Here is a 25274-nt window from a genome sequence, read left to right as displayed (position 1 = left end):
CTCAGAGGTAACCGAAAATTTCCTACAATGGGCTTTTACTGCTCAAGAAATCTAAATCACAATTAAATGGAAAACACTCGCCGAAAGCAGAAGCTGCCATGCACGTCATTCAGATAGCCCCACCCCACTTGGAAACCAACGATTCCCCTTCCCTAGCGCTGCGCGTATGCCACGAGGCGGACAGCGCATTGCTTAAATACCTCGCAGGCAACGATGATTTCTGCGAGTCCATGGACAGCTTGCTCAATAGTTTGCGTCCAAGTTCCCAGCGCCTTTCCTTCCTGCTCGCCGCCTGCGAGCAGGAAGGCCAGCTGCGCGCCCAGGAGGATGAGACCGACCTCGGTGCGCGCGGGTTCCTGCGAGTAAACATGCCGCTGACGGGTGAGACCACGCTGGCCTATTTGGCCCCCACCTTCGTCGATGACTACAGCGAAGAAGTTCTCGATGCGCTCTTGGATGCGGCCGCGGAGCTCATGGCACAGCACGGCCGCACCACCATTACATTGGATGTTGACTTTGCTATAGGCGGGCTTGACGACGACCCCCGCGCCGCCGCTTTCACAGGCCACGGCTTTGTACTCGGCATCGTGGAGCAGGCTTGCCAGCTTGAACTCGCCAAAGCCGAGCCAGCGCAGCTGCCTGCAGGCCTGCGCGCCGAGTACTTCGAGGGCCACCTCCTGCCCGAGCACCTCTCGGACCACACCGACTCTTTCCTTGAGATCCTCTCAATTGCTGACCTCGACGTCCCCACCGCCGAAGGCCCCATCGAGCGCGAGTGGACCGAAGAAATGCTGCAGGAAGCCGCAAAGCACCATGCTCGCTCCAAGACGGTCACGGCCAATGCGGTTCTCATCGATGAAGAAGGCATCGCCGCCCTCTCCGTGCTGCTCCTCGATCCCTCACACCCCGAAGTAGCCAAGCAAGAGCTGACCATCACCCACCGCCGCGCCCGTGGCCGTGGCTGGGGCATGCTGGTCAAGCAGGCGCTCTGGGGCGAAGCCGCTGCCCGCTACCCACGCTTAAAGCGTGTCACCACCTACAACGCGCTGAGCAACGAGCGCATGCTCGCCATCAACGCGAAGCTGGGCATTGAGCCGAAGTTCTGGTGGACTTCCTGGACGAAGTCACTCGCGAGTTAAGAATCCGAGCTCCCGACCATGGGAGCCTTCTTCTGCCAGCAGAAACAAAGGGATGCGAGCGCTACCACAATCACGGGTATCGCTACTGTCATTCGGCCGATATTCGTGACCGTCTCCGGCCAAGCGCTAAAGGCTACAGTCCACAATGGAGTATTCGCTAGGACATCTCCGCCCAACGTAAGCGAAATGATCGCAAACACGATGCTCAGAGCAAGCGTGAACGTGCTCCCGAATCGGGCATTTAATAGCAAGCTTGCCAAAGCGATAATGGTGCCCACTGCGATGCTGAGCACGAGGCGGCGAAGCTCATCGCCAAGCGCACCGCCAGCAATGAGCCCAGCAAGCAAGCTGCATGCTGACATTACAGCGACCACGCTGATTAACCAGTAGATCAAGGTGCTTCGGCACCCTCGATATTCGAGCAACATCAACGGCCAACTATCGCGCAGTGCAGCCCATCCCAGCACGGGTGCAAGCCCCGATCCGATGGGCAAAATGCCGAACACGAACAGGCCATGGACATAAGAGGCCGGGTACAGCAAAGCGGTAAATACCAGCAGCGTTGCACTAAGGACCATGCAGGCCACTAGCGCTGGTGCCGTAGCCGCAAAGCAAAGCGCTAAAAATGGCCGTGGCCGTTGTGCACAATCCCTTGTAACCACAGCGGGCTTCCACCCCACCCCAGGTTCGTTTGCTGTCGCTTTCGAGCGTCGGACTAGCCGTGGGTGCCAGCTATCTGGTGCCCAGAGCGCTGCTGCAATTCCCACCAGAGCAAGAAGAACGCACAAAGCTAATGCGTTCCATGGTTTCTCAGCTGCCAAAGACGCACCCGGCTCAAGTGGAACGGAGTTTCGGTGAATGCCCATAATCGGCAATACAGCTCGCACCGGCCATGCTGGCGGGCACATCCACCAATTGTCGGCTTCCACGACGGGATTTAGAGCAAAGAATAGTTGCCAGATAACAAACACTACGAGTGTCACTACCAAGTTGGTCAGGCGTGCTACTGCTGCTGCCAATCCAGCAATACCAATCGAGCCGACAAAGCACAGCACACCGACAGCGAGAATGCGTGAGCTATTCTCGCGCGAATAGACGGCCAACCAACTTCCGCCGAAATTAGTTACATGAAATACAGCGATGCTGAGGAGGACAACGAGGAGGCGGGCCAACCTTTCGGCATTCAAGAATCGCGTCCTTTGCACCTTCGGAAGCCCCGCCAAACGCATATGCGTCCCGCCAAACCGAGCACGCTTCTCCCGTGCCTCCGCAGCTGCAGCAAACATTGCAACAAGTGGAGCCGCCATCCCGGTGACATACATTGATTGCCACATGAGTACGCCCGTCGCATCGGTGGCAGGAGATGCAAGGCGAGAAAGGTTATATGTCAGAAGGACCAAAGGCACGGCTATCAAAGGCAACCACACCAACGAAGTACCGCGAGCGCGCAACAGCTCGGTATGAAGCTGACGCCTAAACATTGCGTCCCCCTGCGGTGAGGCGGAAGAACTCTTCTTCCAAGTTTCCTTCCGGAGCCAAATCACGCAGAGGCCCCGAATAAACGATTTCACCTTGTGCAAGCACAGAAATGTCATCTGCGAGATGAAGTACTTCCCCAAGTTGGTGAGAACTAACTAGAACCGTGCCGCCTCGCGCAGCCCAGTCACGCAGCAGCTCACGCAGCTCACTAATTCCTTGCGGGTCAAGGCCATTTTGCGGCTCATCAAGTACGAGCACTTCGGGGTCGCCGAGAATCGCTTGTCCTAGGGCCAACCTAGCTTTCATTCCGGTGGAAAAACTCTTGGCTTTCTTGCCACCGACGTCCACCAGCCCAACCACAGCAAGAGCCCGATCGGCCTCCTCCGCGGGCAGACCAAGCAATCTTGTGTGCACAAGGAGGTTATTCCGTGCGCTGAGGTGGCCGTAGAAAGCTGGCCCATTCAAGGACGCACCGACCGTGGGCAGCTTACCGATTGTTCCCGAATCTGCAGATGAAAGTCCCAACAAAATCGACATCAGGGTGGACTTTCCCGCGCCGTTTCGCCCAAGCAAAGCATGTACTCGTCCAGGAGTTACTGAAAGCGAGACGTCGTTGAGGACTCGCTGGTTCCCGAACGACTTGGTGACACGTGACAAGCTAAGTGATGAGGACATGAAAGAAGTATGTCGCCGTAGCTTCTTTCCTGTATCCCCCAGCAGAACCAACCTTGGCCGGAAGTTCTCCTACTGCAGTAGGACTTTTTGGCCTAGCAACACCAAAGCCACACGGTCCCTAGCTTGCAGCTTCGACATGAGCGAGGAAACGTGCGTCTTTACGGTGGTCTCAGCGAGGACGAGTTCTTGGGCAATTTCCCGGTTAGTCGCGCCACTAGTGATCAGCCGCAGCACTTCCAACTCGCGTCGAGTCACCAATGCAAGCCCTTGCCTTTGCGCTGCTGATAGTTCGGCTCGTCCAGCAATCGCTGCGCGATAGCCCTCCAAAACCGTTCCGGTCACTCCGCTTGCTAGGACGGCTTCTCCTGCATGAACCGCACGAACAGCGCCTAAAAGCACCTCCGGGTCTGAATCTTTGAGAAGAAAACCATGGACTCCCGCGAGCAACGCAGAACGAACCAGCTCCTCTTCATTAAACGTCGTTAGCATGATCACCCTAAGTGACGGGTTCCTTGCCAAGAGGGCACTTGCAGCAGCTATTCCATCCATCCCTGGCATCCGAATATCAAGAATCGCAATATCGAGCGAATGCGCAGCTGCAGCCTCGACGGCTGCTTGCCCATCACCGACCGCGGCAACGACCTTAATGTCCCCTGCGGCATTAAGAATGGTTTCCAACGCACTGCGCAGCAGCGGCTGGTCATCAGCAAGAAGTACTCGAATCATTATGTTGTCCTCTGCGGAAATTGTGCTTCCACTAGGAAGTGCCGAGCGTCTCCGGAGGTACGCACCCAGCCACCCAATGCTGTAGCCCTTTCGGCGATTCCCACCAAACCTACACCGGCTCCTGATGTCTCTCCTTGTGGTCTACCCCATGACTCAACACTCAGCGCAGCAGAATCAGAAAGTTTCAGGCGAACTGTCGCCCCTGTCCCTTGGTGGCGAAGCACATTAGTCAGTGCCTCCGTGATAATCCGGACCAAAGCCAATTGGGTTAGCGCAGGAAGAGTCACCGGGGTATTCGGTAAATCTGCGCTGATATCAAGGCCTGCAGCGCGAAAACCTTCCACGACCTTGGGAATATCGGATAGTTGGCGAGATGGCTCGCGCGTTGTCGGCGCCCGTAGCGAGGACACAATTGAACGCACCTCCGCGAGCGCTCCGTCCGCTTCAGTTCGGATAGTTCGCAATGCTTCCTCCGATGTCCCCGAAGCAACAAGACCAGCATTTGCTTGAACTTTGATGAGGGTCAACGAATGAGCTAGTACGTCATGTAGTTCACGCGCGATAAGAAGCCGCTCTTCTTCCTGAGCTTCACGCTGTCGCGCCTGCCGTTCCACCTCCTTGTCACGCAAACGCACCGCAACTACATAAACGAGTAACAAAAGTAGCCAGTGGAAAAGGAAAGTAAATAGAAAATCCGTTCCGCTTCGGTATCGCTCGGTCAGGTCTGGTTGCAGCTTCCACATGAACGGCGAAGCGAAAGTGCCAGCGAACGTTGCGCCGAGAATAGCCTTTGGAATCCACCGTTCTTCACATAAACGCGCAGAAGAATAAACAGCTAAAGGAGCAGCAACCAACCACGGAGAGAATCCAGAATTCGTCGGGAGCGCCAGCATCCAGGTAATTGCCCATGCCCCTAGACAGAAAATCATCCCTACCGGAGCAATGACAGGCCGCGACCGCCAAATGAGAAAGAACGGGACAAAGGCCCACGAAACCACAGCTTGCACGATGTGGATCTCCATAGGCAGCGGCCCCGGTACCAGGGTGTACAAGAGCGCCAGTAACACGGCCAAGCCCGCAAGCAGCACATCGCCTAAGCGGAGAGTGCGCAGAAAAGTCATGCCTTTAGACATCAAGTCTTTTCTCCCGCTACTTAGTAACCAATTGCCCGGCGCGCATGGCAATCCGGGACCTCGATGTGCAGGGCTTCCTCGTAGATCCGGGCAAGAACGTTGGCGGATTCAGCCCAGCTGAACTTCGCGGCGTGGCTGACGGCGGCTTCGCCCATGCTGATGCGCAGCGGGTCGTCGTCAAGCAAGTGCTCCAAGGCATCCGCCCAAGCCTCGGGGAAGTGGCCGTCGACGAGCTCGCCGGTCTTTCCATCTGCCACAGCGATGGACAGGCCACCCACGCGCGCAGCGATGACGGGGGTACCGGAGGCCTGTGCCTCCAAAGCCACCAACCCGAAGGACTCGTTGTAGCTGGGCACCGCCACCAGATCGGCCGCGCGGTAAATGGAGACCAGTTCCTCCGGCGGACGCGGGCTTAGAAAGCGCACGTGCTTGGAAAGCCCCAGCTTGTGCACCAGGTTCTGGTAGTATTCCGGCGTCGAGTTCACCCCCGATGGGCCACCGCAGAACAGCACGCGGATATTGCGATAAGGATCGCGCTCAATGAGCTCAGCGGTTGCACGAATGAGAACCTCCGGGCCCTTGAACTTCTGCAGTCGGCCCACGAAGGCCACGACCTTGGTGTGAATCGGAATGCCCAGCTCGCGGCGCGAACGCTCTGTGTTGCGGTTGGTGCCCGGAGTAAACAGCTCAACGTCAGCGCCGGGCGAGACCACCTTGATGCGGGAAGGGTCGGCGTCGTAATGCTCGACCAAATCCTGCGCCTCCTGCTTCGTGTTCACAACGAGCAGGTCAGCGTTATCGACCAACTGCTGCTCGCAGATGCGGCGCGCTTCCGATTCACGCGCATCGTCCGCGGTGCGGTGAGCATTCTTTACCGCCGCCAAAGTATGCGCCGTGTGCACCAGCGGCACGCCCCACAGATCACGCAGCAGCCAGCCCACCTGGCCGGAGAGCCAGTAGTGCGTATGAATAAGGTCATATTCCAGCCCAAAGCATTTCACGAACTGCACCAGGCCACCGGCAAAGGCGATCATCTGCGTGGGAAGGTCTTCCTTATCAAGGCCCTCGTACGGGCCGGCCACGATGTTGATAACCCGGAGGCGCTCTTCAACCTCGACGACTTCCCCCTGGCTAGGCCGGGTAGCACGGGTAAAGACATCGACCTCTACTCCCTGCTTAGCCAGCTGCCGCGCGATATTAAGAACGTAGACATTCATGCCGCCGGCATCGCCGGAACCGGGCTGCTCGATAGGGGAGGTATGCAGAGAAATCATCGCGATGCGCATAGCTACACAGTCTAGCGTTCCCTATTCGTGGCTATACTGGCCCGTGCTAAAACTTACGTAACCGAAAGGTGCTGAATTCCCCATGTCGGCAATCGACAACAAGGAGTGGCTCCAGTTCTACCCAGAGTGGACACCACATCACCTTGACTACGGAGACACCACTCTCCTCGACATTTACGACAACAATCTGGCAATCAACCCGGATAAGCCCGCGACGTACTTCTTTGGCAAGACCCAGACTTTTGCTGAGCTCGACCGCCAAGTTCGCCGCGCGGCCGCCGGCCTCCGGGCATTTGGAGTGCGCCCAGGTGACAAAGTGGCCATCGTCGCCCCGAACTGCCCGCAGTACGTTGCGGCCTTCTACGCCATCCTGAAGCTCGGCGCCATCGCCGTGCTGCACAACCCGCTCTACACTGCGCACGAGCTGGAGGGGTTGTTCAAAGACCACGGCGCCCGCATCGCGATTGCCTGGGACAAGACGGCTTCGACCCTGGAGAAGCTGCGCGGCACCACGAACCTTGAGACGGTCATCTCCATCAACATGATCGATGCGATGCCAACGACTCAGAAGCTGGCGCTGAAGTACCTGCCATTTCTTAAGTCCAAGCGCGAGCAGCTTTCTACCCACGCAAAGAACACCGTGACCTGGGATAGCCTCATCGGCAACGCGATTGGCGGCGACGGCCGCGACGTCACGACGCCGGAGGACGTCACCAAGGACACCGTGGCGGTCATCATGTACACCTCCGGCACCACGGGGCAGCCAAAGGGCGCGCAGCTTTCCCACGGCAACTTCTTTGCCGTGATTCTGCAGGGCAAGCACTGGGTCCCTGGCCTGGGCGATAAGCCAGAGCGCATGCTGTGTGCGCTGCCTTTCTTCCATGCTTATGGCCTGGTCATGAACGTCATCCTGCAGCCGCTCATCGGTGGCGAGCTGGTCATCATCCCGAAGCCGGACATCTCCCTCATCATGGACTTGATGAAGAAGCACACCCCGACGTGGATTCCGGGCGTGCCGACCCTCTACGAGCGCATCGTGAAGGCAGCTGAGGAAGACAACATTGACATCAAGGGCGTGCGCGCGGCTTTCTCCGGCGCTTCCACCCTGCCTGTCGATACCGTGGAAAAGTGGGAAGAATACACCGGCGGCCTGCTGGTTGAAGGCTATGGCCTAACCGAGTGCTCCCCCATCATCGTGGGCAACCCGATGAGCACCGATCGCCGCCCAGGTTACGTGGGCATCCCGTTCCCGGATACCGAGATCCGCATCGCAAACCCGGACAACCTCGACGAAACCCAGCCCGACGGCGTCGAGGGCGAGGTCCTCGCCCGCGGCCACCAGGTATTCAAGGGCTACCTCAACAACCCTGAGGCCACCGAAGCTGCCTTCCACGACGGCTGGTTCCGCACCGGCGACATGGGCATCATGGAAGAAGACGGCTTCATCCGCCTGGTTTCGCGCATCAAGGAAATCATCATCACCGGCGGCTTCAACGTCTATCCAGGTGAGGTCGAAGAGGTACTGCGTACACACCCGGCGATTGACGACGTCGCGGTTGTCGGCCGCCCGCGCTCCGACGGCTCTGAGGACGTCGTGGCCTGCATCGACTTGGCCAACGGCGTGGCGCTCGACCCTGAAGGTTTGAAGGAATTCTGCCGCGAGCGGCTCACCCGCTACAAGGTGCCGCGTACCTTCTACCACTTCGAGGAACTGGCCAAGGACCAGATGGGCAAGATTCGCCGCCGCGAGGTCCAGGCCGATCTGCTCGAGCGCCTGGAAAAGGAAAAGGCTGGGCAGTAACCGCTGCTTCCGGCTCGACTTCCCGGTCCCTTCCAAAAGCTCCCCTTCAAAAGCTCTTTTTGCTCAGCTCCCATCGCCGGGCAAAAAGAGCTTTTGGCCGTTTTCTGACGAGCTTCTACTCGACATACAACCCTTTGAAAGGGAACTTTTGCACGGGACCAAAAAGAGCAGCAACAGCCTGAAACGACTAATCCCTCAACCGCGTCATAACGCGGATCTGCAATAGGACCGGGTAAACATGGCCAATTATCCCGATCATTAGGAGGACTACCGCTGCCAGCCAGCCGTCGGCGGTAACCGCCCAAATCGCACTGGCTACATGAAGCAGCACCGACCACGAATGCCCAACCGCAGAGGCGCGGACGTGCCGCAGGATCGGACCTTTCTCATTGCCATCCGATTCGCGCTTTCGCATTGCGACTATGTGCTTGTTCCAACCGATTCGCCAGAGAAAGGCGTTGAAGCAATCCACGCCCCAACGTCGGCTGGCAGCACGTGAAAGAGAGAATCGGCGCCACAACGAGGCCGGAAGATAGCGCTCCAGTGAGCCACCGACGAACAGCGCAAAGCCAAACCCCATGAGCGTTACCGTGACAACAAACCCCACGGAATCAGCACCAACCGCGCCCGCCACTACAACGAGGCCGTAGATTCCCGCAGCCGTGAAAAGTAAAGCAACCACGAAACACTCACCGCTTCCCCGTCTCGGTTCCTGCAAGAACTATGAGTACAAATGTGAATTCTAGCGGACCACAAACACGGCGAGCTAAGGAGAAACGGCAACTACCCCATCGCAAAAGTTTGGCAGGCAGAAGTGTTTAGTTCACAAAATGGTTATACTGTCCGAAACAAAATTGTTTGCCACCCCAAAGGAGTGACGTCATGTCGGATACCCAGCCATCTGCATACGAGTCCAAAGCCTGGCTTGCCAGCTACGCCGAGTGGACCGACCACCACCTCGACTACGGCGAACAGACCCTGCTTGATATCTACAACGAGAACCTTGCCAAGCACGGAACTTGGCCGGCTACCTGGTTCTTTGGACGCCAACAGAGCTACCACGAGCTAGATGTCCAGGTTCGCGCCGCAGCGGCCGGGCTTAAGGCCTTTGGTATCCGCCCCGGCGATCGCGTGGCCATGGCGCTTCCTAACTGCCCACAGCACATCGCGGCCTTTTATGCGGTGCTCAAGTTAGGCGCGATCGTCGTCGAGCACAATCCGCTCTACACCGCCCACGAGCTCGAGGGCCTTTTCCAGGATCACGCCGCCCGCGTGGCCATTGTCTGGGACAAGATGACCGCCACCTTCGAGCAGCTGCGCGAAACCACCCCGCTTGAGACGATCATCTCCGTCAACATGACCGAGGCCATGCCGCGCAGCAAGCAGCTGCTCCTGCGCATTCCTATCCCACCCATCACGGAGCAGCGCGAGCAGCTCACCGCCCCAGCGCCCAACACCGTGCCGTGGAGCACCCTGACCGGCACCGCAATCGGCGGCGATGGCACCAAGCTTGCCGACGCCGAAATTCACCCCGAAGACACCGCCATCATCCTGTACACCTCCGGCACCACGGGTACACCGAAGGGCGCGGAAATCACCCACGCGAATATCTGCGCCAACGTGAAACAAGGTGTGGCCTGGGTGCCCGAGTTTGGCAATAAACCCGAGCGCATGCTGGCCGCTCTGCCAATGTTCCACATCTACGGCCTCACACTCCTCGCAGCACTCGGCGTCTACGTCGGCGGCGAGCTCGTACTCACCCCGGCACCAAAGATCCCGCTCATCATGGACATCATGAAAAAGCACCGGCCTACCTGGCTGCCTGGCGTGCCCACCTTGTATTCCAAGATCATCGAAGCTGCAGAAGCCAACAACGTCGACATCACCGGCGTACACAACTCGCTATCGGGCGCCGCCGCGCTGCCGCCGGAGACCGTTGAGAAGTGGGAGTCTTTGAGCGGCGGCCTATTGGTTGAAGGCTACGGCCTCACCGAGACTTCCCCGGTCCTTACCGGCAATCCGATGAACAATTCACGACGCCCCGGCTACATCGGCATCCCCTTCCCCGATACCGAAATCCGTATCGCTAACCCGGACAACCTTGACGAGACCATGCCAGACGGCGAGCCCGGCGAGCTGCTCGCGCGCGGCCCGCAGGTGTTCAAGGGCTACTTCAAGAACCCAGAAGCCACTGAAAAGGCCTTCCACGATGGCTGGTTCTGCACCGGCGATATGGCGGTCATGGAGTCCGATGGCTTCATCAAGATCGTCTCCCGCATCAAGGAGATGATCATCACCGGCGGCTTCAACGCCTACCCTGGTGAAGTCGAAAAGGTCATCGGCATGCACCCCGACGTCGTCGATGTCGCCGTGGTGGGCCGCCCGCGAGAAGACGGCTCCGAGGACGTCGTCGCTTGCGTCATCCTGCGCGACGGCGCCGCCCTCGACCCAGAAGGCATGAAGGACTTCGCGCGCCAGAACCTTACCCGCTACAAGGTGCCGCGCACCTTCTATCACTTCGAGCACCTTGCCGCAGACCAGCTGGGCAAGGTTCGCCGCCGCGAAGTGCAGGCGGATCTGCTGCAGCGCCTAAAGTCCGGGAAACACAGCTAGCGGTTTAGGCCCGCCATAGCAGCCAGGGCTAAGCTTAAAAAGCGATGCAGTTTTCTTCTTCTCAGCCCTGGCACCGCTTCTATGGCGAATGGACACCCACCTCGTTGGACTACGGCAACGCCACGCTTCTTAGCCAACTGGCTGAGACCATCGCTGCGCACCCCGAGCGGGTGGCACTGCGTTATATGGGAGAAGAACTTTCTTATGCGCAGCTCGACGCCGAGATCAACCGGGCCGCCAGCGCACTGAGCGCCCGCGGCGTGCAGCGCGGCGACTTCGTGGCCTTGGCGCTTGCTAACCGCCCCGCCCACGTCATTGCCTTTTATGCGGCACTGCGCTTGGGCGCTGCCGTGGTGGAGCACAATCCCCAGTTCACCACGCATGAACTGACCCCGATGGTGGCCCACCATGGCGCCCGCGTAGCCATCGCACAGGGGCCCGCGGTAGGCATCTTCCGCGAGTTGCCGCAGCTTGAGCACGTCATCGACGCCGACGCAGACTGGGAAGATTTCCTCGCCGAGGGTAAGAAGCAAACGCCACGGGCCGAAGTAAACAAAGACGATCTCGCACTCATCCTCTACACCTCCGGCACCACGGGCACCCCCAAGGGCGCCATGCTCTCTCATGGCAATCTCGCCGCCAACGCACTGCAAATGGCCCACTGGCGCCTACCGGAGGAGCACCCACAAGCGATGGCGGTTTTGCCGCTGTTCCACTCCTATGGCCTGACCATGTCACTGACGGTAGGTGTGGTCACGGGGGCGTCGATTAGCCTCGTACCCGCCCCGCGCTTGGAGCTTATCCTTGCGGCAATTGCGGCAGCCCCTCCCACCTGGCTGCCCGCGGTCCCTACGGTTTATCAGCGCATTGTGGACGCCGCACCGGAGCTTCCGAAGATCACCCAAGCCATTTCCGGCGCCGCGACGCTGCCTTCTGCAACCATCGGCCAGTGGGAGACTCAAGCCCACGGCTTCCTCGTGGAAGGCTATGGGCTTACCGAGGCCGCGCCCGTGGTGACCTGCAATCCTTTGAACGAACACCGCCGCGCCGGCTGCATTGGCATCCCTATGCCGGATACGCAGGTACGCATCGACCCCGATACCGGGGAGCTGCTCGTGCGCGGGCCGCAGGTCTTTTCCGGCTACCTCCACAATCCGGAGGCCACCCGCACCGCTTTCCAGGACGGATGGCTGCGCACGGGCGACCTCGCCACTCAGGACGCCGATGGCTTTATCACCCTGCGCGCCCGCCTCAAAGAGACCATCATCACCGGCGGTTTCAACGTCTACCCCGGCGAGGTCGAAGAGGTGCTGCTTTCTCACCCTGCGCTTGCCGACGCCGCCGTGATCGGCCGCCCCCGCCCCGACGGCTCCGAGGACGTCGTCGCCTGCATCGTGCTCGCCAGCGCCCAACCCGGCGCGCCCGCGGATGCCGCGCAACCCACGCAGGAAGAATTCCGCGAGTGGTGCCGTGGCCAGCTCGCCCGCTATAAGGTCCCACGCGAGTTCATCGTGGTTCCAGACCTAGGCCGCGATGGCCTGGGCAAACTCCGACGCCGTGCTGTGGCCGAGCGTTTTCTGTAATTCTTCCAACCACCCCCAAAGTTGAGTAAAACCTCACATTTTGGGTGAATAAGGCTGCAACCTTACGCCTGCGTAAGATACCGTGTCGTCATCGCGTTTATTTTGTTATAGCTAACTATTCTTTAACGCGGTTTTACTTCCTCTCCCCCTTTTTCTTCCAACCAAGAACTTCCGAGGTAATAACCCGATGCATTTGTCATCCCTGACGCCACTTCACCGCCTAACTGGCGCCACCATCCTCTTCCCCGGCCAGGGTTCTGCCTGGCAGAAGGCACTCGCACAGGCCGCCGCGCAGCCACAGGTTCGCACCCGCCTGGTCGAGCTCCTCGAATCCACCCGCACCACCACCGCCCCAGTCGCGCGCCAAATCGCGTCAACCTGCCCCGGCGTCTTCGACCGCCTGCAGGCACTTATAGACGGCGAGGAAAGCATCCAGGACGCAGACGTCTTCCCTGCCTATTCCATCCCGGGAATCGTACTCGGGCAGATCGCCGCAGTGGAGCATCTCGCGCAGCTGGGCCTGCGCCCGGAAAAAGCACTCGGCCACTCCCAAGGCTCCCTCGGAGTGCTGGCGCTGCGCGACCCGCAGGAGGCGCTGAGCTTGGCGCTAGTGATGGGAACGGCGGCGTCGGCAAGCCACGGCAGCGTCGACGCCCGCTCGCACATGCTGGCGCTGCGCGGACTCACGCGCGAGTTCGTGGAGGAACGTCTCCAAGGCGATGCCGCCATAGCCGTGGTCAACGGCCGCCGGGCCTTCGCGTTATCCGGTTCCCCGGACTGCCTCGCAGCCACGCGCGCCGCCCTGGAAGGCGCAGTGGATGAATACAACGCCACTCTCGCAGAGCGGACCGTAGGCGGCGACGAGATCGAGCTCCACGCCACCGAGCTTCCAGTAGCCCTTCCCTTCCACCATCCCAGCCTTCACGCCGCCGCCGAGCTCACCGAAAAATGGGCAGCTGCCTGCGGAATCGCAGACCACGGCCTGGCGCGCGAAATCCTCGTCGAAGAACACGATTGGCCGAGCCTTATCCAGACAAACATCGCTGAAAAGCAAGCACAAGGCTCAGAGTTTTTGCTCAGCCTCGACGCTTCCCTAACGCGCCTGAGCGAGCCGCTGGTCACCGGCAGCGGCAGCGTCATCGTAGAGATTGCTACGCCCGAGCAACGCGACGCCCTGGCCACACCGGGCACGGAGCTGCCCGAGCCGCTTGATTACCGCGACTTCGCGCCCCGCCTGGTGGAGCTTCCCGATGGCCGTTTCTATACCCAAACCCGATTCTCCGATCTCACGGGTCTCTCGCCCATCATGCTGGGCGGCATGACACCAACGACCGCCGACGGCGAGATCGTGGCCGCCGCCGCAAACGCCGGCCACTGGACCGAGATGGCCGGCGGCGGAATGTACTCCGACGAGGTCTTCCGCGCTCACCTTAAAGTGATGGAAGAACACTTGAACCCAGGCCGCACGGCGCAGTTCAACACCATGTTCTTCGACCGCTACCTGTGGAACCTGCAATTCGGCCAAACCCGCATCGTGCCCAAGGCGCGTGCGGCCGGCGCTTCCTTCAACGGCGTGTGCATTTCTGCCGGCATCCCAGAAGTCGAGGAAGCAGGCTCGCTACTGAACCAGCTCCACAGCGATGGCTTCCCCTATATCTCCTTCAAGCCCGGCACCGCCCAGCAAATTCGCGACGTCCTCAAGATCGCTGCCGCCTACCCGGATGACCAGATCATCATGCAGGTCGAGGACGGCCACGCAGGCGGCCACCACTCCTGGGTCAACCTCGATGACATGCTGCTCGAAACGTACGCCGCAATCCGTGAGCACAACAACGTAGTGCTCGCAGTGGGCGGAGGCATCTCTACTCCACAGCGCGCCGCCGACTATCTCACCGGCAAGTGGGCACTGCGCTACGGTCAGCTGCGCCTGCCTGTCGACGCCGTCTTCATCGGCACCGTCGCCATGGCCACCAAGGAGGCTAAGGCCACCGATTCGGTCAAGGAGCTACTGGTAGGCACCACCGGCATTTCGCCAGAAGACAACGGCGGCTGGGTCGGCCGCGGCACCGGCACCAATGGCGTGGCCTCCTCCCAATCCCACCTGTTGGCCGATATCCACGACCTCGACAACTCCTTCGCCGCGGCCTCGCGCCTTATCACTTCCTTGTCCACCGAGGACTACCCCGCCCACCGCGCAGAAATCATCGCCGCACTTAACAAAACCTCGAAGCCTTACTTCGGCGACGTCGAGAAGATGACCTACGCCCAGTGGCTGGAGCGCTTCGTCGAGCTCGCCGACCCCTTCGTCGATCCCACCTGGGATGACCGCTTCTTCGACCTTCTCCATCGCGTGGAAGCACGCCTCAACCCGGTGGATCACGGTGAGATCGACACTCTTTTCCCAAGCATCGATGACGTCCACGATGCCCCTGCCGCTTTAAAGCTTTTGCTGGAAACCTACCCGGAGGCGGCGTCGACAAGCGTGTCCCCACGGGACGCCGCCTGGTGGATCTCGCTGCACTACAAGCATGTAAAACCCATGCCGTGGGTGCCTGCCATCGACGGCGATCTCAAGACGTGGTTTGGCAAAGACACGCTGTGGCAGGCGCAGGACCCGCGCTACACCGCCGACCAAGTGCGCATCATCCCCGGCCCCGTGTCGGTTGCCGGAATCACGCGCAAGGATGAGCCCGTGGCGGAGCTGCTCGCGCGCTTCGAGGCGGCCACCACCCAACAGTTGCGCGATACAAACGCCGAGCCGCAACGCCTCTTCTCCCGCTTGCACGCGGTTGCTGACGCCGCGGAATTCATCAAGGCTTCCCCCACCCTGGTCTGGCATGGCCACTTGATGGATAACCCGGCCTTCCACATGAATGACTCCGCTTTTGAGCTACGCCAGGATGAGACCGGCCAATGGGAAATTGTTATTCACGCCGACTCCTACTGGGACAATTTGCCGGATAAACAGCGCCCCTTCTACGTCCGCGAGGTCACCGTGCCTGTGGACTTGCCAGCCGATGTGGCCACGGGTGGCTCGCCGGTGGTCTCCCACGAGCGCCTGCCCGATGCCGTCTTCGCGCTCCTGCGCGGCCTCGCCGGCGTGGGCTCGGTGGCCGAGCAAGGCGACGTCATCGACGAGATGCCACGCATCGCAGAAGGCAGCATCGACGCGGATGCGCCTTTCGGCCGCGCGCACTACTCCTTCCACCTGCCGGCTTCTCTGCTGGAGGCGCACACGGCTGTCACCGGCGCTGGCCTACCCGTAGCGGAGAAAGCCCTGCCGGTGGGCACTCCCGATGTGTTGGTCGGCCCCTGCTGGCCGGCCATCTACACCGCGCTGGGCTCTGGCCTGCTGCCCGATGGCTACCCAGTCATCGAGGGCCTGCTCAACGCCGTGCACCTAGATCACCTCGTGGACCTGCGTGTTCCGCTCGCCCAGCTGGCCGACGGCCGCCGCATCGACGTCACCTCCCAGTGCACCTCCATCGAGGAATCCGCCTCCGGGCGAATCGTGACCGTGGAGCTCGAACTGTGCAACGGCCCCGACGTCCCGGAAAAAGCGGGCGAAATCGTCGCTATGCAAGTACAGCGCTTTGCCATCCGTGGGCGCGCGAGCGGCACCGCGGCACCTACGCCGGCTCCGGAGTGGGGCGGCGGCAAATCCTCGACAAAGGTCACCTCCACCCCGCGCTCCTTTATCGACCGCGCGGTAGTCACTGCCCCGCAGGATATGACCCCATTCGCGCTGGTCTCGGGCGATTACAACCCCATCCACACTTCTTATAACGCCGCCCAGCTCGTGGCTCTCGAGGCTCCGCTGGTCCATGGCATGTGGCTTTCTGCCACCGCGCAGCACCTCGCGGCCCGCCACGGCCAGGTGGTGGGCTGGACCTATTCCATGTACGGAATGGTGCAGTTGAACGATGTGATTGACATTGTCGTCGAGCGCGTCGGCCGCAAGGGCATCCACGCCGCGCTCGAAGTCACCTGCCGCATCGACGGCGAAGTAGTCTCCCGCGGGCAGGCGCTGCTTGCACAGCCGCGCACCGCCTACATCTACCCGGGTCAGGGCATTCAAGCAGAGGGTATGGGCAGCACGGACCGCGCCGCTTCCCCGGCCGCGCGGGAGATTTGGCGCCGCGCCGACCAGCACACCCGTGCGGCGCTGGGCTTTAGTATCCGACACATCATCGACGAGAATCCCACGTCCCTGCGCGTCGGCGAGCAGACCTTCGTGCACCCACAGGGTGTTTTGCACCTGACCCAATTCACCCAGGTCGCCCTGGCAGTCGTGGCGTACGCACAGACCGAGCGCTTGCGTGAGAACAACGCCATCGGCTCCAACTCGATGTACGCTGGCCACTCGCTGGGCGAGTACACAGCGCTGGCCTCGCTGGCTAACATCTTTGACCTCGAAGCGGTCATCGACATCGTCTACTCCCGCGGCTCCGCGATGGGCAGCCTCGTTCCACGCGACGCGGAGGGTAACTCCGAATACGCCATGGCCGCACTGCGTCCGAACATGATCGGCGTGAGCGGCGATGAGGTGGACACCTACGTCGCCTCCATTGCGGAAGAAACCGGCGAGTTCCTAGAAATCGTCAACTACAACATCCGCGGTCAGCAGTACTCCGTGGCTGGCACCAAGGCCGGCCTGCGCGAGCTGGTCCGCCGCGCCAACGCTGTCAAGGAACGCGCAGCCGTGATGGTTCCGGGCATCGACGTCCCGTTCCACTCCCGCGTGCTGCGCGATGGCGTGGCCGCGTTTGCGGAGAAGCTCGACGAGCTCCTTCCGGCTGAGCTCGACCTCGACGCGCTGGTCGGCCGCTACGTGCCAAACCTCGTAGCAGTACCGTTCGAGCTGACCCAAGAATTCGTCGACACCGTGGCCCCGATGGCTCCTTCTGGCAAGCTCGACGGCCTCGACGCCTCCTCGCTTGAGCCGCAGGCACTCGCCCGCCTGCTCCTCATCGAGCTGCTGTCCTGGCAGTTCGCCTCCCCGGTGCGCTGGATTGAGACCCAGGAACTGCTCTTCGACGAGGTCGATCAATTAATCGAGGTCGGCCTTGCCGCCTCCCCAACCCTGACCAACTTGGCCAAGCGCTCCCTGGCCGTGGCAGGCCGCGACCTGCCCGTATTCAACGTCGAGCGCGACCAAGACCAGGTCATGCTCCAGGACGTCCAGGCAGCACCAGAACCCGAGACCGCCCCAGAGACAGAGGAACCGGCTGTCGAGGCCGCGTCGGTCCCAGCTGCTCCAGCCACCCCAGCCGCTGAATCCGCGTCAGCCCCGGCCGAGTTCATTCCCGCAGTTCCTGCCCCGGCCGCGACTTCCGCAGGTGCCGCCCCCGAGCTCACCTTCCGCGCGGCCGAGGCCATTATGGTGCTCTTCGCGTTCCAGAACAAGATCCGCATCGACCAGATCAACGACTCCGACACCATCGAGGAGCTCACCAACGGCGTTTCCTCGCGCCGCAACCAGCTCCTGATGGACATGTCCGCTGAGATCGGCGTGCCTGCAATCGATGGCGCCGCAGACGCCGACGTCGCTTCGTTGCGCGAAAAGGTCAACGCCGCCGCCCCTGGCTACGCGCCTTTCGGCAGCGTCCTTGGCGAGGCCGTCACCGCACGCCTGCGCCAGCTGCTCGGCGCTGCGGGCCTCAAGCCCGCCGCGGTGGCCGAGTACGTCACCGGCACCTGGGGCCTGCCCGAGTCTTGGGTCGCCCACGTCGAGGCCGAAATCCTGCTCGGCTCCCGCGACGAGGATTCCGTCCGCGGCGGCAGCCTGAACACGGTTGCGTCCAGCGCCACCAGCAAGTCCGCGGCGCACGAGCTTATCGACGCCGCCGTCCAGGGCGTCGCCAATGCGCACGGCGCCAGTGTCTCCAAGGGCGCTGCCGCAGGTGGAGCCTCCGGCGGGGTCGTGGATTCCGCCGCTCTCGAGGCCTACGCCGAGACCGTGACCGGTGTAAACGGCGTGCTCGCCACCGCGGCCCGCCAGGTTCTCACCCAGCTCGGCCACGTCGCCGAGCCTGCCGAGGCCACCGCCCCAGACACCGAGGTCATCGAGGTCGTCGAGGCCGAGCTCGGTTCCGGCTGGCTCAAGTCCGTCACCCCTTCTTTCGACGCGGCACACGCCGTGCTTTTCGACGACGCCTGGGCCACCGCCCGCGAGCGCCTCGCCCGCGTAGCACTCGGTGAGATCGCAGCTGACGACGAGCGCGCGCAGCCTGCCGCCTTCCAGGGCGCCGGCGCCACCGTGGCTGAACAGGCCCGTTGGTGGGCACGCTCGGGGAACACCGCCGTCGACTCTGCCCACTTCGAGCAGATAGCCGCAGCCGCCGAGTCCACCAAACGCGGCGCTTACGCCGACGACGTCGCCCTCGTCACCGGTGCCGCTCCTGGCTCCATCGCCACCGCGCTTGTCGAGCGCCTCCTCGCAGGCGGCGCAACCGTCATCATGACGGCATCGCGAGTGACCCAATCCCGTAAGGAATTCGCCCGCCGCCTCTACGCCGAGCACGGCCGCCAGGGATCTGCCCTGTGGTTGGTTCCGGCCAACCTCACCAGCTTCCACGACGTGGACTCCCTGGTGGAGTGGATCGGTTCCGAGCAGCGCGAATCCGTGGGCAACGAGGTGAAGATTCTCAAGCCAGCGCTCACCCCAACCTTGGCATTCCCATTCGCGGCACCGTCTGTTTCCGGCTCGCTTGCAGACGCCGGCTCCTCCACGGAGTCCCAGGCTCGCCTGCTGCTGTGGTCGGTCGAGCGCCTCATCGGCGGCCTCTCTGACCTCGCGGTCAAGGCCCCGAGCCCCACCCGGTGCCACGTGGTCCTGCCGGGCTCACCCAACCGCGGCACCTTCGGCGGCGACGGCGCTTATGGCGAAGTCAAGGCCGCGCTCGACGCCATCCTGGCCAAGTGGAACGTCGAAGCTGGTTGGCCTGCCGGCGTCACCCTAGCGCAAGCCAAGATCGGCTGGGTCGCAGGCACTCACCTCATGGGCGGCAACGATGTCCTCGTTCCAGCCGCGCAGAAGGCCGGCATCCACGTCTGGTCGCCGGAGGAAATCTCCTCTGAGCTGCTAGACCTAGCTTCCGCCGAGTCCCGCGCCCGCGCCACCGAACGCCCGATCGAGGCAGACCTCACCGGCGGTCTCGAAGGCTTCTCGCTGACCTCCCTAGAGGTCGAGAAGCCTGCTGCGCAGTCCGCTGCAGAGAGTGCCGTCAAGAACACCACCGCCCGCATCAAGGCACTGCCTTCCCCGGCACGCCCGGTGCAGCCGCAGCTGGCTGAGGAACTTGGCGACATCACCACCGACCTCGACGACATGGTGGTCATCGCCGGTATCGGCGAGGTGAGCTCCTGGGGTTCCGGCCGCACCCGCTTCGAGGCCGAGTATGGCCTGCAGCGCGACGGCTCCTGCGAGCTGACCGCCGCCGGTGTCATCGAACTCGCGTGGATGACCGGCCTCATCGCATGGCACGAGGAGCCCACGCCGGGCTGGTTCGTCGGCGAGACTGACGAACAGATTGCGGAAGAGGACATCTACGAGCGCTTCCGCGACGAGGTCGTGGCCCGCGCCGGCATCCGCGAGCTCACCGATAAGTACCACCTGGTTGACCGCGGCTCCATCGACCTGACCACGGTGTTCTTGGACCGCGACATCACCTTCACCGTCGATTCCGAGGCCACCGCCCACGACATCGCCGAGGCCGACCCAGAGTTCACCAGCATCTGCGAGGCTGACGGCGAATGGGAGGTCACCCGCCGCAAGGGCGCCACCGCAAAGGTGCCGCGCAAGGCCACGCTCACCCGCACCGTGGCGGCCCAGATGCCGGATAACTTCGACGCCGCCCGCTGGGGAATCCCGGACCACATGCTCGACTCCCTCGACCGCATGGCCGTGTGGAACCTGGTCACCGCCGTCGATGCCTTTACCCAGGCAGGCTTCTCCCCTGCTGAGCTGCTGCAGTCCATCCACCCAGGCCAGGTTGCCACCACGCAGGGCACCGGCATCGGCGGCATGGAGTCCCTGCACAAGGTCTTCGTCTCCCGCTTCCTCGGCGAGGAGCGCCCATCCGACATCCTGCAGGAAGCACTGCCGAACGTCATCGCGGCGCACACCATGCAGTCCTTGGTCGGCGGCTACGGCTCGATGATCCACCCCATCGGCGCCTGCGCCACGGCCGCGGTGTCCATCGAGGAGGGCGTCGACAAGATTGCACTGGGCAAGGCCGACGTCGTGGTCGCCGGTGGCATCGACGACGTTCAGGTTGAATCTCTCCAAGGCTTCGGCGACATGAACGCCACCGCAGAGACCGCAGCGATGACTGCGAAGGGCATCGACGAGCGCTTCATCTCCCGCGCCAACGACCGCCGCCGCGGCGGCTTCCTCGAGGGCGAGGGTGGCGGCACCGTCCTGCTTGTGCGAGGTAGTCTCGCGCAAGAGCTAGGCCTTCCGGTGCTCGCCGTGGTCGCCCACGCCGCTTCCTACGGCGACGGCGCCCACACCTCCATTCCGGCTCCGGGCCTCGGCGCCCTGGGCGCCGGTCGTGGTCGCGAGAACTCTCGTCTCGCACGCTCGCTGCGCGGGCTGGGCCTTAGCCCGAACGACGTCTCGGTCCTGTCCAAGCACGACACCTCCACCAACGCCAACGACCCGAACGAGTCCGAGCTGCACTCCATCTTGTGGCCAGCTATCGGCCGCGACGCGGATCAGCCGATGTTCGTCATTTCGCAAAAGACGCTCACCGGCCACTCCAAGGCCGGCGCCGCGCTCTTCCAGACCGGCGGGCTCATCGACGTCTTCCGCACCGGGCGCATCCCCGCCAACGTCTCGCTGGACTGTGTCGATCCCCTCATCGCACCGAAGGCGAAGAACCTGGTGTGGCTGCGTTCGCCGCTGGATCTGGCAGCCGCGGGCCGCAGCGTGAAGGCAGCGGCGCTGACCTCGCTCGGCTTCGGACACGTCGGCGCGCTCATCGTGTACGCGCACCCGGGCGTGTTTGAGGAGGCCGTCGCCAAGCAGCGCGGAACTGACGCTGCAGCTGCTTGGCGCGAGCGTGCCGAGCAGCGCCTCGCCGCGGGTCACGCCCACTTCGAGGCCGGCATGCTGGGCCGCGCGCCGCTCTTCGAGGTCATCGACGGCCGCCGCCTGCCGCACGCCGACGCCAAGGTGATGATTGACGGCTACGGCCTCGTCGACGCCGACAAGGCCGCGGAAATCTCCATGCTCCTCGACGCCGATGCGCGCCTGGGCGCAAACGGGGAATTCCCGAGTGTGTAGTCGTTAGGTATCCGCCATCGAATCGGCCACTACGTTTCAGCTAACGCTCGACCAACTTTTGCTTCTCAGGGTCATAAACGGCGGAAACGATATCGCCGGTCTGAATCATCTGAATCGCCTGATTGATCACCGGAAGCGGCGCGTCTGCAAAGCAGTGACTCACGATAAAAGCTATCTGGCGCATTGCGCTCGCAGTCCACCGGGATAACAGCTATCCCGGTAAACTAGGATATCGATCTACCGGGATAAGTCTTATCCCCAATGCGTCGAGCGCATGAGAGGAGTCAACTATGGCAAAGACAGTCGAATTGGAATGGATCCCCGCTGATGGCAGTGGTCTTTCTCGACGCGCAAAACAAGGAGGTAAGTATCACGCTTTCGTTCCCGATCCACTTGCAGGCCTGTCGTTGAAGCTTCCGTCCGAGCTCTCGCGACGTATCGTTCGCATCGAGCGGGAAATTCACAATCTTGGAATGAGAGACAATACCCACTCCCTTGAAGGAGTTGCGCGACTCCTGCTCCGTTCTGAGGCCGTCGCTTCCTCCCGGATCGAGGGAATCGCTCCTAACTCCGACAAGGTGGCCATGGCGATCCTCGCGCGTGAATCAGATTCCGAAATTCGGGGTTTCAAAGAATCCGCAACAGCTGTCGCCCGCAATGTCGCCATCCTCGACACCATCAATGCAGACTTGGCTTACAAAGACGAGCTAGTCCTGGATGACATTGTTGCAATGCAGACAGTGCTCGTTGCAGAAAAGCCTTTGCAAGGAGTACGAACTACTCAAAACTGGATTGGCGGGGCCGACTATCACCCCATCGATGCGGCTTTTGTCCCCCCGCCTCCTGTACAAGTCCCAGGACTCCTCGACGATCTCATTGAATACTTCAACGGGGCAGACCACGCCGCGCTCGTTCAAGCAGCGCTCGTTCATGCACAGTTCGAGACCATCCACCCATTCCCGGATGGGAATGGACGCGTGGGGCGAGCCATGATTCACGCGCTTTTGCAGCGCAGAGGGCTCACCGATGCTGCGGTTCTCCCCGTCAGTATGGTTCTGGCAACGCTCGGTGACCGTTACGTCGACGGACTCACGAAATTCCGCGAAGGTGACGTGCTGGCATGGATCTCTTTCTTCGTCGAGGCTGCACAAGTCGCCACCACCAAAGCAGCTGAACTTGCGGATAGCGTCGCTACCCTAGAAGCAGAATGGATGGACAAGGTCAATCACCACCGCACTGCGCAAGGAAGCAAGCGCGCATTGAAATCGAATTCGACGGAGTTCCAACTGCTCAAGAAGCTTCCTGCCATGCCTTTGGTCACGGTGCCCATCGTGAAGTCCGAGCTGGGGATTTCATCGACAAGCACGGCCCGAGATGCTCTCGATTCACTCACCGACGCTGGCATTCTGCGTAAGAAAGTCATCGGTGCGGGCGGGCTTCTCGGTTACTTCGCTGACGATGTTTTCATGTTGGTCGACGATGCTGAACGCCAACTCGCCTCGACGCAGTTTAATACTCGGCTTTCACCTCCGACCGGCCGAGCGGTTCCAGCCCTTCGCGATAAATAAGCAGTAATCATTAGTAGTCACGCACTTCGTTTCCTTGCATAAGGCAAAGCGTCGTGCTGGTGCGACGCTGCAGGAGGGGGCATCGGAAAGCGCAAAAGGGACCGTCACTCAAAGTGACGGTCCCATAATGGAGCAGGTTAGGTGCCCTTAACATTGAGGATCTGGCGCAGGGTGTGCTTGACCTCAACGAGCTGGGTGGCATCGGCCATCACGCGGTCGATGTCCTTGTAGGCGTCCGGAATCTCATCGACGAACTCGGCGCCGGGACGGTAGACGATGCCTTCCATGCGTGCGGCAAGGTCCGCCTCGGTGAAGCGGGCCTTGGCCTGGGTGCGCGACATGACGCGGCCGGCGCCGTGCGGCGCAGACTTGAGGCCCGGCGCGTAGCCCTTGCCTTCCACGACGTAACTGGCGGTGCCCATCGAGCCGGGGATGAGACCGCGGTCGCCCTCATCCGCCTTGATGGCGCCCTTGCGCGTAAGCCACACGTTTTTACCGTAGTGGTTCTCGCGCTGGGTGTAGTTGTGGTGGCAGTTGATGCGCTCGAGTTCAAGCGTCTCCCGGTCCGCACCAGCCCAGGTGGCGACGCAGTCGAGGAAGCGGTCCATCATCTCATCGCGATTGAGCAGCGCAAAGTGCTGTGCCCAGTGGAGATCCGCAATGTAGGAGTCGAACTCTTCCGTGCCCTCGACGAGGTAGGCCAGGTCCTTGTCCGCGAGCTGGATCCAGTGCTTCTCGCAGTGGCGCTGCGCAGCCTTGATGTGCTTCTGTGCAATCTTGTTACCCACGCCGCGCGAGCCGGAGTGCAGGAAGAGCCAGACGCGGTCCTCTTCGTCGAGACACAGCTCGATGAAGTGGTTGCCACCGCCCAAGCTGCCCAACTGCTGGCGCCAGTGCTTCGAATGGCTAAGGTCCACGCCAGTGTCCTGGGCCAGCTGCGCGAGCTCACGCGTACGGGCCTCGGTGCGAGGGTCCATGATCCAACCGTTGTAGTTTCCGGGCGAGAGCGGAATGGAGTCTTCGACCGCGGCGCGCAGGTCCTCGAGAGCGAAGTCCTGGATATCCGCGTGCGTGAGGTGGGTCCGCACGGCAATCATGCCGCAACCGATGTCCACGCCGACGGCCGCCGGGATGACGGCACGCAGCGTGCCGAAGACGGTGCCGACCGAGGAGCCCTTGCCAAAGTGGGCATCAGGCATGAGCGCCACGTGTGGGTAGACGAAGGGCAGGTCAGCGACGAGTTGTGCCTGCGCCACCGTCTTGTCTTCAACAATGGAGGCGAAGTTGTGCAGGCGCATAAAAGAGCCTTTCTCTGCGTTTGCGTAACGCAGTTCGTGAGAAAGGGCCTGCTTGGGCGGCTGACTTATAAGTTTGCGCGCGGGTCGCGCGGCTGGCACCAACGTCCGGGATAAGCAGGGCCGCTTTCCCGGGAAATGGTCAAGTCAGCCTGTTAGAAGAGTTGCTTAAAGAAGCGTCCTAGCGGCTGATTGTTATAGGTCATCATCGCGGTTCGCCTCCTTTATGCTTTCTCGTTCTTCTTTCGGGCTGTTAGTGCTGCGTGCGAGCCTACACGATGTACGCGATTTCTGCATGCGCTTGATGATGCGAAGAAATTCACCCAGCCACGAAAAACTTGACACCGTCCATTCAACCGCATTCGCTGCCTGCTCATTTGTTCGTCCGTCTGGCGGGGTGTCGTGCGCCGTGATGAGCTTCGTTTAATCGTTCAGCCCACCTCGACCTAGTCGAGAGTGGGCTGGATCTTTATCTGGGTTATGCAGCAAGATTGCTCTGGGTAAAGCCGACGTCGTGGTCGCCGGCCGCATCGACGACGTGCAGGGCGAGTCCCTCCAAGGCGGGTGCCGCGCTCTTCCAGACCGGCGGTATCATCGACGTCTTCCGCACCGGCCGCATCCCGGCCAACGTGTCGCTGGACTGCGTTGATCCGCTCATCGCACCGAAGGCGAAGAACCTGGTGTGGC

The 25274-nt window shown here is 61.7% G+C and carries 15 protein-coding genes; 6 read left to right on the top strand and 9 right to left on the bottom strand.

Annotated elements, in window-relative coordinates:
- Window positions 1-98: 98 nt before the first annotated feature.
- Window positions 99-1139, top strand: coding sequence for a hypothetical protein (locus tag HMPREF3169_RS11820; protein WP_070456804.1), 1041 nt, complete (start codon window positions 99-101; stop codon window positions 1137-1139).
- Here HMPREF3169_RS11820 and HMPREF3169_RS11815 read toward each other — a convergent pair.
- The 5 genes from HMPREF3169_RS11815 to mshA all read right to left on the bottom strand — a co-directional run bounded on the left by HMPREF3169_RS11815 (window position 1136) and on the right by mshA (window position 6438).
- A complete protein-coding gene (locus HMPREF3169_RS11815; RefSeq protein WP_148132131.1) occupies window positions 1136-2326 on the bottom strand; it encodes an ABC-2 family transporter permease in 1191 nt (396 codons plus the stop codon). The genes HMPREF3169_RS11820 and HMPREF3169_RS11815 overlap by 4 nt on opposite strands.
- A gap of 286 nt (window positions 2327-2612) precedes the next feature.
- Window positions 2613-3293 carry an ATP-binding cassette domain-containing protein gene (locus HMPREF3169_RS11810; protein ID WP_061920338.1) on the bottom strand — a complete coding sequence of 227 codons (681 nt, stop codon included), beginning with the start codon at window positions 3291-3293 and terminating at the stop codon, window positions 2613-2615.
- A 69-nt stretch (window positions 3294-3362) separates the two neighbouring features.
- Window positions 3363-4019: a response regulator gene (locus HMPREF3169_RS11805; RefSeq protein ID WP_061920336.1), complete on the bottom strand. Its 657-nt coding sequence runs from the start codon at window positions 4017-4019 to the stop codon at window positions 3363-3365.
- Window positions 4019-5152: a sensor histidine kinase gene (locus tag HMPREF3169_RS11800; protein WP_082778540.1), complete on the bottom strand. Its 1134-nt coding sequence runs from the start codon at window positions 5150-5152 to the stop codon at window positions 4019-4021. Before HMPREF3169_RS11800 ends, HMPREF3169_RS11805 begins: the two co-directional genes overlap by 1 nt.
- A gap of 20 nt (window positions 5153-5172) precedes the next feature.
- Window positions 5173-6438: a D-inositol-3-phosphate glycosyltransferase gene (mshA, locus tag HMPREF3169_RS11795; protein WP_070456798.1), complete on the bottom strand. Its 1266-nt coding sequence runs from the start codon at window positions 6436-6438 to the stop codon at window positions 5173-5175.
- An 82-nt stretch (window positions 6439-6520) separates the two neighbouring features.
- Between mshA and HMPREF3169_RS11790 the strand changes: the two genes are divergently transcribed.
- Window positions 6521-8239, top strand: coding sequence for a long-chain-fatty-acid--CoA ligase (locus HMPREF3169_RS11790; RefSeq protein ID WP_070456795.1), 1719 nt, complete (start codon window positions 6521-6523; stop codon window positions 8237-8239).
- A gap of 187 nt (window positions 8240-8426) precedes the next feature.
- Here HMPREF3169_RS11790 and HMPREF3169_RS11785 read toward each other — a convergent pair whose 3' ends face one another.
- Window positions 8427-8921, bottom strand: a complete 495-nt coding sequence (locus HMPREF3169_RS11785) for a glycosyl-4,4'-diaponeurosporenoate acyltransferase CrtO family protein (protein WP_062036051.1) — start codon at window positions 8919-8921, stop codon at window positions 8427-8429.
- A gap of 200 nt (window positions 8922-9121) precedes the next feature.
- Here HMPREF3169_RS11785 and HMPREF3169_RS11780 point away from each other — a divergent pair, with 200 nt between their 5' ends.
- From HMPREF3169_RS11780 to HMPREF3169_RS11770, 3 genes are all read left to right on the top strand, one after another.
- The gene (locus HMPREF3169_RS11780) at window positions 9122-10852 is read left to right on the top strand and encodes a long-chain-fatty-acid--CoA ligase (protein WP_070456792.1); all 1731 of its coding nucleotides are present in this window, start codon (window positions 9122-9124) and stop codon (window positions 10850-10852) included.
- A 44-nt stretch (window positions 10853-10896) separates the two neighbouring features.
- Window positions 10897-12435 carry an AMP-binding protein gene (locus tag HMPREF3169_RS11775; RefSeq protein WP_070456789.1) on the top strand — a complete coding sequence of 513 codons (1539 nt, stop codon included), beginning with the start codon at window positions 10897-10899 and terminating at the stop codon, window positions 12433-12435.
- A 187-nt stretch (window positions 12436-12622) separates the two neighbouring features.
- A complete protein-coding gene (locus HMPREF3169_RS11770) occupies window positions 12623-21724 on the top strand; it encodes a type I polyketide synthase (RefSeq protein ID WP_070456786.1) in 9102 nt (3033 codons plus the stop codon).
- Between the two features lie 40 nt (window positions 21725-21764).
- Here HMPREF3169_RS11770 and HMPREF3169_RS13545 read toward each other — a convergent pair whose 3' ends face one another.
- On the bottom strand, window positions 21765-21887 hold the full coding sequence (locus HMPREF3169_RS13545; protein ID WP_256388637.1) for a hypothetical protein: 123 nt from the start codon (window positions 21885-21887) through the stop codon (window positions 21765-21767).
- 127 nt (window positions 21888-22014) lie between these two features.
- On the opposite strand from HMPREF3169_RS13545, the gene HMPREF3169_RS13195 reads away from it, so the two are divergent.
- Complete coding sequence (locus HMPREF3169_RS13195; RefSeq protein WP_070456783.1) at window positions 22015-23292, top strand: Fic family protein; 1278 nt, start codon at window positions 22015-22017, stop codon at window positions 23290-23292.
- 137 nt (window positions 23293-23429) lie between these two features.
- Here HMPREF3169_RS13195 and HMPREF3169_RS11760 read toward each other — a convergent pair whose 3' ends face one another.
- Both HMPREF3169_RS11760 and HMPREF3169_RS13285 read right to left on the bottom strand, forming a co-directional pair.
- Window positions 23430-24590, bottom strand: coding sequence for an RtcB family protein (locus tag HMPREF3169_RS11760; protein ID WP_070456780.1), 1161 nt, complete (start codon window positions 24588-24590; stop codon window positions 23430-23432).
- 475 nt (window positions 24591-25065) lie between these two features.
- A partial coding sequence (locus HMPREF3169_RS13285) for a hypothetical protein (protein ID WP_168166288.1) occupies window positions 25066-25274 on the bottom strand: 209 nt, incomplete at its 5' end.

The organism is Corynebacterium sp. HMSC08C04 (assembly GCF_001807495.1).
Classification (GTDB): Bacteria; Actinomycetota; Actinomycetes; order Mycobacteriales; family Mycobacteriaceae; genus Corynebacterium; species Corynebacterium simulans.
Note: the sequence above shows the minus strand (reverse complement) of the source record. Positions and strands in the feature narration are given on the sequence as shown.